This is a genomic window from Pseudomonas sp. AGC41, assembly GCF_057334555.1.
In genome coordinates this window covers 71,603-75,855 of sequence record NZ_JBHFJB010000064.1, presented here as the reverse complement: position 1 = coordinate 75,855, position 4,253 = coordinate 71,603, and the positions used below count along the sequence as shown (strand labels likewise).

Below are 4,253 nucleotides of genomic sequence, written 5' to 3'. Positions count from 1 at the left end.
GGCCGAGACGGCGATCTCTCCAAAAAAGTGCGTTTACCGGCGGCGCGGCTGGCGGCGGCGTTGCTCGTCGTCGGTGCGGATCGGGATCGGCTGCATGGGCGGTTCGATCAGGCCGAGCGCGACACCCAAGTCGTGAAGCCAGTTCTGGATTTTCTCTTTCATCGTGGTGCCCCCTCAGGGTGGTGCGAGCGGCAGATTTCTGTGGCCCCTTCGCACTGATAATAGTCCGAAGTCCTACGCAATGCTCGTTACAGATTGCAATGATCTGTTACTGAATTGATCCAAATCCCCCGTTGGGAGTTCAAGCCGATTGCGCCGTGATCATTGGCGCCCGCGGCCACGCTTGTTGCTGCAACTCGATCCAGGCGTTCAGGTTGGCGCCGACCATGCCTTTGCGCCACATCAACCAGGTCGTCGCGCTGGCAAACGGCACGGCCAACGCATGCACACTTACTCGTTCTCGACCCGGCAGGCTGGCGAGCATCGACTCGGACATCAGCGCCACTCCGGAGCCGGCAATCACACAGGCCAGCATCCCCTGGTACGACTCGATTTCCATCGCCCGGCCCATGGTCGCATGATCATGGGCGAACCAGGCTTCCAAGCGCATCCGGTAGGAACAGCCACGCCGGAAGGTGAATACCGCACGGCCCTGCACGTCCAGCGCGCTGCGCACCGGTGGATGGTCGGCCTCGGTAATCAGCACCAGCCGCTCGTCGCACAACGGCACGCCATCCAGCCCGGCAAGCTCCAGCGGACCGTCCACCAGCGCCGCATCGAGGCGATTGGTGAGCAGGCCTTCGAGCAATTCTCCACTCGGCCCCGATTGCACCTGCAGGTTCACCGCCGGGTAGGCCCGGTGATAAGCCGCCAGCAAGTCCGGCAAATGGGTCGCCGCCGTGCTGTACATCGTGCCCAACACAAAATCCCCGGCCGGCTGGCCGCCCTGCACCGCCGCGTGGGCTTCGTCATGCAGGGCGAACAGCTTGGTCGCATAGTCCAACAGGACTTTTCCCGCGGGCGACAACTGCAAACGCTGACGCTCGCGCAGGAAAAGATCCACGCCCAGCTGCTCTTCGAGCTGCTTGAGCCGGGTCGAGAGGTTCGATGGCACCCGGTGCAAGCGCTCGGCCGCCCGGGTGATGGAACCTTCCTCGGCCACGGCCTGGAAAATCCGTAACTGGCTGAACTCCACGACCTTCTCCAAAAAAGAACAAGTTACTCACTATTATTCATTTTTAATGAAAGTCAATCGGTTCTAGCCTGACGGTCAATCACCTCGACGCCGGAGATCGACCATGTCGCCCTTGATTCGCCTGCTCGCCAGCTTCATTGCCTTGATGATGGCCATGGGCATCGGCCGCTTCGCCCTTACACCGCAGTTACCTCACTTGATCGGCGAAGGTCAGGTGGACTTGACCGCCGCCGGTCTGATTGCCGCCGCCAACTACCTGGGTTACTTCCTCGGCGCGCTGGACGCCATGTTCGCCCGGCGCGCCGAACAGGTGCAGCGACGGCTGTTGGGCGGCCTGTGGTTATGCGTGCTGCTGACGCTGGCGTCGTTCTGGGCCTGGGGCTTCTGGCCGCACCTGGCGCTGCGCTTCGGCACCGGCGTGGCGAGCGCCTGGGTGATGGTGATGATCACCGCGTTGAGCCAACCCCTGGCGGCGGCAGCGGGACGCCCCCGGTTGGGCGCATTGGTATTTGCCGGGCCGGGCATGGGGATATTTCTTACAGGCTTGCTGGCCCTTGGCTCGAACCTGTTGGGCCAGACATCCGCCACCTTGTGGCTGGTGTACGCCGGCGCGGCGCTGCTGATGTTGCTGGTCATCCTGCCGGCCCTGCCGAAACCCGCGCCGGCGGCCACCCTCGCAGCGCCAGTCGTCACTTCCGGCAGTAGCGGCATCGCCCGTCTCTGCGTGGTCTACGCCTTGTATGGCGTGGGCTACATCATTCCAGCCACGTTTCTGTCGCAGATGGCTTCGGCGCAATTTCACGGGCAATGGCAGGCGGACCTGTTCTGGCCCTGCTTCGGTTTGGCCGCCGCCACCGGTGTGCTGCTGGTGAGCCTGCGCCGGCCGAACCCGAACACCACCAGTCGCTGGCTGATGGCGACGTTGTGGCTGCAAGCCACTGGTGTGTTTGCCTGTCTGCTGGGCAGTGGCACGGGCCTGGCCCTGGGCGTGTTTCTGTGTGGCGCGCCGTTTCTCGCCTGCATGCAACTGATGGTGATGCGTGCCCGGGAATTGGCCCCCCACGCGACCCAGCGCAACATCGGCCTGCTGACCGCGTGTTTTGCCATCGGCCAGCTCAGCGGCCCCCTGCTGGCGGCGCTGAGCAGCCATTTCAGTGGTGGCCTGCAACCGGCACTGATCGTCGCCGGCAGCGGGCTGCTGTTGGCCGGCGGACTGTTGCTGCGGCCCGCCAGACGTGGCGCGACGAGCCCCTGCGCGCAGACCGTCTTGCGCTGATCAGGCCTGGCCGGCCGGGCTGAGCGACGTATCAAGCTGTGCCGCTGGCTCACGTCTCGCGAGGGCGAAATACAGCACCCCGCCGAGGAAACAACCGGTGAACCAGGCAAAGTTGGCCATCGGTTGCAGCAGCGGTGTGAAGGTAATCGCCACGCCCATCAGCGTCGCCGGAATCAACGCCTTGACCGCCGTCCAGTTGATGCCGCCGCTGTAGTAATACCGCCCGCTCGGCCCATCATTGAACAGCGCATCGACGTCGATCTGTTGCTTTTTGATCAGGTAGTAATCCACCAGCAGGATGCCGAACAGCGGGCCGATAAACGCCGCCAGAACGTCCAGGGTGTAGTGGATCACTTCAGGGTTGTTGAACAGGTTCCACGGCGTGATGAAGATCGAGGCCACCGCCGCGATCATGCCGCCGGCGCGCCAGCTGATCTTGCTCGGTGCCACGTTGGCGAAGTCGAAGGCCGGGGACACGAAGTTGGCGACAATATTGATGCCGATAGTCGCGGTCACAAAGGCAAAAGCCCCCAGCAACACCGCTACGTCGTTGTCGATGCGCGCCACGGTGGCGATCGGGTCGTGGAGCATTTCGCCGAACACTGGCAACGTCCCGGACACAATCACCACGGTGACCAGCGAGAAGGCCAGGAAATTTACCGGCAGCCCCCAGAAATTGCCCCGTCGCACGTCAGACATGCTCCGGCAGTACCGGCTGAAATCACCGAAATTGAGGGTCGGGCCGGAAAAATACGAGACCACCAGAGCCGTAGCCACGATCACCTGGCCGAACGCCTGCCAGCCAGACAGGGATTTCTCCGCCAGGGTAAAGCTGATGTTGCTCCAACCGGCCTTCCAGACGATCCAGCCCGCCAACAGGAACATCACCGCATACACCACCGGCCCGGCCCAGTCGATAAAACGACGAATCGACTCCATGCCCGTCCAGAACACCAGCGCCTGGACAAACCACAACCCGAGGAAACCGAACCAGCCCAGGTAGGACAAACCGGCAAAATGCGGCGTTGCGTAGGCTTCCATCGACGGAAAGAACCGCAGCACCACGATGATCAGCGCGCTGGATGCCAGATAGGTCTGTATTCCATACCAGGCCACCGCGATCAGCCCACGGATGACCGCCGGGATATTCGCCCCGAACACGCCAAATGCAAGCCTGCAAATGACCGGATAAGGCACCGCCGCCTGTTGGCTCGGCTTGGCGACCAGATTGGCAATCAACTGCACAATACAAATCCCGCCGAGCAGCGCGATCAGCACCTGCCAACTCGCCAGACCCAGAGCGAACAGGCTGGCGGCAAACACATAGCCGCCGACGCTGTGCACATCACTCATCCAGAACGCGAAGATGTTGTACCAATTCCATTTCTGCGGCAGCGGTCCCAGATCTTCGTTATAGAGACGGGGGCTGTAGCCGTTGGGCAATTGCTCGGACATTGCGGGGCTCCTTTGAGTACCGCCGTGCCCCCGAATTGATTGTCCACCACACTGCGCACGGGAGCCGGCGTGGTTTGTATACGGGTTGCTACGCAGAATGCGTGCCATGGATGGCGAATACGAGACAAACCGCGCTTGTCAGCGCAGGTAATAGATGAATGAGCACAGTCGAACGCCCACGAACGGGGCGCGGGTGCATGCTTAGGGTGCAAAATGTTGTATACAGCGAAGCTCACCGTGGGGGGGGGGGGGGCGCCCGCTGGGGTGCGAAGCAGCCCCAAAAAATGTCTTTATCGCCACGGTGGCTCAGGAAGGACGCCGGGGGCC

The 4,253-nt window shown here is 62.5% G+C and carries 4 protein-coding genes; 1 reads left to right on the top strand and 3 read right to left on the bottom strand.

All coding sequences use genetic code 11. The features are described 5' to 3' along the window. Positions 1-33 precede the first annotated feature (33 nt). Complete coding sequence (locus ACE04F_RS12215) at positions 34-162, bottom strand: PA1414 family protein (protein WP_256222727.1); 129 nt, start codon at positions 160-162, stop codon at positions 34-36. A 139-nt stretch (positions 163-301) separates the two neighbouring features. Next, on the bottom strand, positions 302-1,195 hold the full coding sequence (gene ptrR / locus ACE04F_RS12210) for a putrescine utilization regulator PtrR (protein ID WP_486106985.1): 894 nt from the start codon (positions 1,193-1,195) through the stop codon (positions 302-304). Between the two features lie 103 nt (positions 1,196-1,298). On the opposite strand from ptrR, the gene ACE04F_RS12205 reads away from it, so the two are divergent. Next, on the top strand, positions 1,299-2,471 hold the full coding sequence (locus tag ACE04F_RS12205) for a YbfB/YjiJ family MFS transporter (RefSeq protein WP_486106983.1): 1,173 nt from the start codon (positions 1,299-1,301) through the stop codon (positions 2,469-2,471). Here the strand turns inward: ACE04F_RS12205 and ACE04F_RS12200 are convergent, their stop codons facing one another. Further along, a complete protein-coding gene (locus ACE04F_RS12200) occupies positions 2,472-3,926 on the bottom strand; it encodes an NCS1 family nucleobase:cation symporter-1 (protein WP_486106981.1) in 1,455 nt (484 codons plus the stop codon). Positions 3,927-4,253: the final 327 nt, after the last annotated feature.

Coding starts and splice junctions, on each gene's coding strand:
- ACE04F_RS12215 (WP_256222727.1), bottom strand. CDS start 162: ATGAAAGAGAAAATCCAGAACTGGCTTCACGACTTGGGTGTCGCGCTC.
- ACE04F_RS12205 (WP_486106983.1), top strand. CDS start 1,299: ATGTCGCCCTTGATTCGCCTGCTCGCCAGCTTCATTGCCTTGATGATG.
- ACE04F_RS12200 (WP_486106981.1), bottom strand. CDS start 3,926: ATGTCCGAGCAATTGCCCAACGGCTACAGCCCCCGTCTCTATAACGAA.